The following is a 6,757-nucleotide window of genomic DNA, read 5'->3' on the forward strand; positions in this document are numbered from 1 at the left end:
GGCACGGCTCACCAGTTTGTGATTAAGAATGCGCCACGCGGTACGGTATGGCTACAAACATATCGTGGTCAAGGTGACGTTGAGTTATATACGGCGGTTGGCCGTCCAGCGAGCGCCGAAGATCATGACTGTGCGTCCACTAACGCAGGTAACGAGGAATACTGCGGTTTTAGTGAAATTCAGGGCATGGATCTGTATGTCACTGTCACCAGCACGGTGGACTACTCCACAAACGTGATCGCACGCCTTGATGACCGTGGTATCGAGCAAAACCGCTGCAGCAACGTCCCTAGCTGGGGAACTTACAACTATTACTACTCCGGCGTCAGCGTTCAATATCAAGGGCATCTGTTCCAAGCGACGCAAGATAACTGGGGCATTGATCCATTCTCGAACCAATGGGTTTGGCAATATCAAGGAAGCTGCCAAGGTTAGTATTACTGTCTTGTGATTGGCGGCTAGCCACGGCTGGCCGCTTTTTTATGAGAGTTTCGCACACCATTTCCTCACGACTGTGATCACGCCACGAYTCTGCCCTCTCCCTGAAAGTGACATTCGCATTACTGCTTCTTTACATCTATGTTAATGATTATTGGCAATAATCAGATAATTGGGCAGATTGAATGCATCTGACGACTTTTTCTAACACATTTCGCGCCAAGCTTGTGGTGCTGCTGTTCTTATTGTGTCCCCCGCTCGTTTGGGCCGCGCAAGCCAATGCTGAGAACATTCAGTATCCTAGTATGATCATGGGACTCCTCGGTGGGCTGGCGCTGTTTCTCTATGGTATGGACAAGATGTCTAATGCCCTAAAAAACGCCGCCGGTAGCCGCTTAAAAACCTTGCTCGCCAAACTGACCACCAATCGCGTCGCCGGCGTGCTCACCGGTGCCGGCATTACTGCGACGATTCAATCGTCTTCTGTCACCACCGTTTTGTTGATTGGCTTTATTTCAGCAGGCCTGATGTCACTTGCCCAAGCGACCGGGGTCATTATGGGTGCCAATATTGGTACCACAATTACCGCACAAATTGTTGCCTTTAAGATCACCAAAGCAGCGTACGTGATGGTCGCTGCGGGCTTTCTCACTCAGTTTATCGCCAAAGCCGACCAAGCCAAACACTACGGCAATATGCTGTTCGGCCTAGGTTTGATTTTTCTGGGTATGAATGTGATGAGCGATGCCATGTCACCGCTGCGAGATTATCAGCCCTTTATCGACGCGATGGCTACCATGGACAACCCTCTACTCGCGATCTTACTTGCGGCTCTGTTCACCGCATTAGTTCAGTCGTCCTCAGCAACAACCGGGATCGTGATTGTCCTTGCAGGACAAGGTTTTATTTCACTGGAAAGCGGTATTGCCCTTGCGATGGGCGCCAATGTGGGTACCTGCGTGACAGCACTTCTCGCCGCTATCGGAAAATCTCGAGAAGCCAAACAAACCGCTAGCATTCATGTTCTTTTTAATATCATCGGCGTCATGATTTGGCTGCCATTGATCTCGCTATTAAGTGATTGGAGCGTCGCGCTCTCCCCAGCTTATCCCCAACTGACAGGGGTCGATCGTTTGGGCGCTGAACTGCCGCGGCAGATTGCCAACGCCAATACATTATTTAATGTAGTCAACACACTGGTTATGTTGCCTTTCGCCGGTGGGTTTGTTTGGCTAGCGAAAAAAATTGTGCCGCGCTCGAAAAAGCCACTCAGTAGCGAAAAGCCTATCATTACCCCTAAATATCTGGCGAAAGAGTTATTGATGACACCAGATATCGCGATGGATCAGGCGCAACTTGAGATTGGCCGTATTGGACGGCGGGTTTGTAATATGATGAATACCCTGCCGCCACTCACCTCTAAACTGGCAAGCCAACCACAACGCGATGCAGCGATCGCCGCATTAAAACAAATTGATGAAATCGAAAATCAAGTCGATGCCTTGCACGGGCGTATTCTGTTTTATTTAGGCAGGCTGCGTAAAGAGCCACTTAGTCACGCGCAAAGCCAACGTCAAATGGCGTTAATTAGCATGACCGACCAACTGGAAAGCATTGCGGATCTGATCACTAACACACTGATCCCAATAATGGAAAAATCCCTCAATGCGGATATCACCATCAGTAATAAGATGCGTACGACGCTGGATGCTATGCAAGATAAAGTGACTCACGCGCTGCTAGATTGTGTTAATGCGAYCCGACGAGGCGATGATAAGCGTGCCAAACAGGTCTTACATACGAAACGCGAGCTAAATGCACTGCTTGATAAAGTTCTCGCCCATCAGGCTGAGCGTCTGGTAGAAGATGATGCCAATCGCTTACAGCTATTTAGCATTGAGATGGAGTGGACCGAGTCGCTCAAACGTGTTTATACCGTTACCAAACGGATCGCGAAGTTGCATCTGCGCGAGAAAGAAGCCTAGTGCCATATTTTCTGGGGAATATTGGTGCAAAAATAGCAATATAAACAAAGAAAACGGAACCAAGCCCTAACTTTTGGGCTTTATAACCCATCCATATCGGTAAAATCGTTATAACGGCTCCGCCTAATTATATCTAGGAGCCTGAAATGTATACATTATTCCCTTCCCGACCTAAACCTTTATCAGCACTGATGGCCCTCGCCGCATTCAGCAGCACCAGTGCATGGGCTGATGTTCAATGTAACATTGCCGATTTAGCGGCCAGCAACACGCCACTCCAAGTCATTATGAGTGCTGAACGCAGTTGCTTTACCAGCTGGTATGACACCACGTCCATTCGATACAGCAACGTATACCAAGAAACTTTTGTAAGCAAAGTGGCACAGCGTTTATCGCAGACCATTGCCCATTATCAGGGGGAGGACGACCAAGCCCGCCAAATTGCTAACTTAGCTGAGTATGTACGTGCCGCCTACTATGTTCGCTTCTATGGTGACAAGGCGAGTCCTGACTATTCTGATTCGCTAGATGATCGTCTTGCGGATGCCATTAATCGTTTCTTACGCTCGCCTTACGCCACGGCAAAGGGCAGCGCCCAAACCGATGCTTTACATGGTTTAACGCTGATGGCCGACAGCATCAAGCGCTTGCCGCAAACCCTAGACCTACAAATTCAACTGCTTGAAAATCTGAAACAAGACCGCTTAGACGAACGCCGTTACGCAGATGCACTCAATAACCTTTTCCGCGCCATGGCGGGCCACCAATCTCGTCAAGCCTTTTACGATGTGCTCGCTGCTGATCTTTCCTTGATTGACCGCCTTTACCAATTCGTCGTTAATCACCCGCAGCTCTCTAACAGCGACCACGGGGCGTTATTGGTATCAAACACGGTCCGCGAAATGGGACGGCTATTGATGGCCCCCCAAGCCAGCGTGCGAGATCGTGTGATTAGCCATTATCGTGATCTATTACCCCGTTTCCCGCTGGGCGGAAAAAATGACGCTGTTTGGGTGGGCATGGTAGAAATGGTGGATGCTTATGCGCCCGATAAGATTGCCGAATTAGGTTTGTCTGATGCCAAAGCCACGCTGGAAGCCAAAGTAATGCCTTATCGTCACCAATGTGACGGTCCGGCGATCATTCGTTCACAAAGCATGACGCAAGCGCAATCGCAACAGGCATGTGAAAGCCTGCACAACAAAGAAGTGGCTTTCCATCAAACCGTTAACTCAGGTTATCAAGCGGTCGCCGACGATCGGAATGACAGCGTTGAAGTCGTAGTGTTTGATAACCCTTCCGACTACAAAACCTATTCCTCGTTTTTGTTTGGTAACTCGACGGATAATGGTGGTCAATATTTAGAAGGAAACCCTGCCGACCCAGACAACCAAGCCCGTTTTATTGCTTACCGTAATGATAATGGCCAATCGCTTTCCATTTGGAACCTTGAACACGAGTACGTTCACTATCTGGATGGCCGCTTTAATATGTACGGCGACTTCAATGACGTGCTTCGTCACGGTCATACCGTCTGGTGGCTTGAAGGCTTTGCGGAGTATATGGCCCATGGTGATGACTATGCCGAAGCAATACGCTTGGGCAAAGAAGGCGGCTACTCGCTCAGTGACGTTTTTGCCACCACCTATCAGAATGATGTTAATCGCATCTATCGTTGGGGCTATTTGGCGGTACGCTTCTTGTTTGAAAAGCACCCAGAGGCTGTGGAAACTTTGCTTGATGCGGGTCGCACCGGGAAATTCGAGCAGTGGGCAAATTTAGTCAAAGACTATGGCCATCGTTATGACCAAGAGTTTGCGCAGTGGCTGACCACCTTAGAAGACACCGATGGCAGTGAACCACCGCGTCCAGACCCTGATCCCGAGCCCAAGCCAGAACCAGAAGTAACGACACTGTCTCTCGGTCAAACCGTTACCATTAGTGGGCAAGCATATAGTGAGCACCTGTATCAAATTGACCTAGCCCAATCTGCCAGTGCGCTGACATTTAGTATCGAAGGACAGGGCAACGCGGATCTGTACGTGGCGAAAGGCCGTCAAGCGCACTATTACGATTTTGACGCTACCGAGTGGAACCAAACCAGTAATGAAACCGTGACGCTTAATGATGTGAAACCAGGTCGTTATACCTTAAGTGTCACAGGGCGCGGTGACTTTACCGATGTCACTGTCAAAGTGAATGCTGAGGGCCAAGTACAACCCGACCCAACCCCAGAACCACAGCCAGAAACACCGGCTGGCACCGATGACTTGCGCCCGACGCAACTTAACGTTGCTAGCCCGAACAGTATTAGCGTTTATCAACGCCGCTATCTCTATGCCGATGTGCCAGAAGGCGCCACCAAGGCGCAAGTGTGGGTCATGGCGGATGGTGACGCGGGGGATCTGAGCGTATTCGCTGCCGAGGACTATTGGCCAACGCAAGCACAAAACCAAGCAGCCTCAGACGCACCGGGCAGCAACCAGTACATCGAAGTCGACTTGAGTGACCAGCAGCGTCTGCACTTACTACTTGCAGGTGACGGAAGCCGTAGCCAAACCGATGTGCGTGTTTATTTTCGTTAAGCGTTAAGCGTTAAGCGTTAAGCGTTAAGCGTTAAGCGTTAAGCGTTAAGCGTTAAGCGTTAAGCGTTAAGCGTTAAGCGTTAAGCGTTAAGCACCATGTTATTAAGCGCCACCGCCGAGTGGCGCTTTTTTTGATAGCCATAGAAAGGGTAAAAAAGCATAGAAAGAGGAAAAATACTCGAGGGATGATTGCTGTTTTCTCTCCCATCCAGACTGAGATAATGCCTTGATGACTACCTTTGTCACGACATGCACAAATAATAAGGAGAAACCATGACCGAATGGGAAAAAATGTGCCAAGGACTTGTGTTTGATGACAGCGATGGCTCCATTGATATCCGGCGGGACCACGCCACACGAACCTTGCAAGCATTCAACCAAAGCGTAGAGACGGCAACAAGAAAGCAACTGCTCAACACGTTATTACACACTATCGGCGAGGGTTCGGTGATCCAACCGCCGTTTTATTGTGAGTTTGGCGAAACCATACAGATTGGTAGTAACACCTTTATCAACATGAATGCCACTATGCTGGATGGGGCCCCGATCACGATTGGCAACCATGTGCTGATTGGCCCCAATACCCAATTTTACACCGCAACCCACTCTCTTGATTATCGAAGCCGGCGCGCTTGGGAGACCTGGTGTAAACCGATTGTGGTCGAAGACGATGTATGGATTGGCGGTAATGTGGTGATCTGTCAAGGCGTCACCATCGGCGCACGCAGCGTCATTGCCGCCAATGCGGTGGTGAAACACGACGTGCCACCTGACAGCCTGTACGGTGGCACACCTGCACACTTAATAAAGTCGCTTAATCACCACGATTAATCAATATTGCGCCAGCCACTTGGCGCATTAAACCCCCAGCGAGCAAACTCGGCCCCACTGTATATGGCGCGTCCTTGTTTGCCATGAATCACCGAAATAGAGGACGCCTCTTCGCCAGCCAGTATTCGATTGACAAATTCTCCCGCCTGAATGCCTTGCGATTCACCAAATAACACTACCCCTCCTGCGGTTTGGCCTTTGCCCACTGAAAAGTCCCAGAAGCCAAATAAAGGGATCGCACTATGTTGGTTGGTCCATGTTAATACCTTATCCGGATCGACGACATTGCCATCGCTATCACGGATAATTTGATAGAGGCCCACAATGATGATGTCATAGCCATCGCTGTCTTTGACTGAGGCTTTCCACGCGTCAAACGTCTCATGGTTTTCAATCGTGGCATCAATCCCCAGTTTACTCTTCAAACTTTGATATTGGTTACTGATATGGTCAGTGGCGATGGTCGCGGTCGTCCCTGCATCAAACATGATTTTGACGATAAGTTTGTCTTTACCCAACATTTGCCCAATCTCTCGCATACTGCGCGCAAATAGCGGGCGTTCGAGCACACCGGTTACTCTCGCCTTACCGCTATATTTGGCCATCAACCGACGTGGGTTAGAATTGATACCTAAAAATACAATATCAATGTCCTCATTTTGTAAACGCGGTAACATATAGCCCAACGCATTATCGTCGCCCAGTACCACCACATCTGGCGCAATCTGTTGGTACATAGCGAAGGCTTTGTCAGCTTGACTGTCATAATCGGCTTTCGGTAAACGTTTAGTGTCCATCTCAAAGGTATGTAAGGTCACATCATCGCCAAGCGTACTTTCGAGCCCACGAATGTAGCTTTCATCCCAGCCATATTCTTTGTGATAGCTCTCAATCAACAGGACGTCGGCAGCCCATAAA

5 protein-coding genes are annotated in these 6,757 nt (G+C 49.4%); 4 read left to right on the forward strand and 1 reads right to left on the reverse strand.

The genetic code is table 11. The annotated features are described in order from the left end of the window. The 4 genes from BZG83_RS16820 to BZG83_RS15450 form a co-directional block, all read left to right on the forward strand. Nucleotides 1-435 (forward strand): PPC domain-containing protein (locus BZG83_RS16820; protein WP_198929745.1); only part of this gene is annotated, 435 nt, incomplete at its 5' end. Nucleotides 436-623: 188 nt separating this feature from the next. Further along, nucleotides 624-2,423: a Na/Pi cotransporter family protein gene (locus tag BZG83_RS15440; RefSeq protein WP_241828301.1), complete on the forward strand. Its 1,800-nt coding sequence runs from the start codon at nt 624-626 to the stop codon at nt 2,421-2,423. Nucleotides 2,424-2,569: 146 nt separating this feature from the next. Then, complete coding sequence (locus tag BZG83_RS15445; RefSeq protein WP_077481864.1) at nt 2,570-5,008, forward strand: M9 family metallopeptidase; 2,439 nt, start codon at nt 2,570-2,572, stop codon at nt 5,006-5,008. A gap of 273 nt (nt 5,009-5,281) precedes the next feature. Continuing rightward, the gene (locus BZG83_RS15450) at nt 5,282-5,839 is read left to right on the forward strand and encodes a sugar O-acetyltransferase (RefSeq protein ID WP_077481866.1); all 558 of its coding nucleotides are present in this window, start codon (nt 5,282-5,284) and stop codon (nt 5,837-5,839) included. Here BZG83_RS15450 and BZG83_RS15455 read toward each other — a convergent pair. Next, the coding region (locus BZG83_RS15455; protein WP_077481868.1) for an ABC transporter substrate-binding protein at nt 5,836-6,757 on the reverse strand (922 nt) is incomplete at its 5' end. The genes BZG83_RS15450 and BZG83_RS15455 overlap by 4 nt on opposite strands.

It is taken from the genome of Salinivibrio sp. PR919 (genome assembly GCF_001995355.1).
Lineage (GTDB): Bacteria > Pseudomonadota > Gammaproteobacteria > Enterobacterales > Vibrionaceae > Salinivibrio > Salinivibrio proteolyticus.

Coding starts and splice junctions, on each gene's coding strand:
- BZG83_RS15445 (WP_077481864.1), top strand. CDS start 2,570: ATGTATACATTATTCCCTTCCCGACCTAAACCTTTATCAGCACTGATG.
- BZG83_RS15450 (WP_077481866.1), top strand. CDS start 5,282: ATGACCGAATGGGAAAAAATGTGCCAAGGACTTGTGTTTGATGACAGC.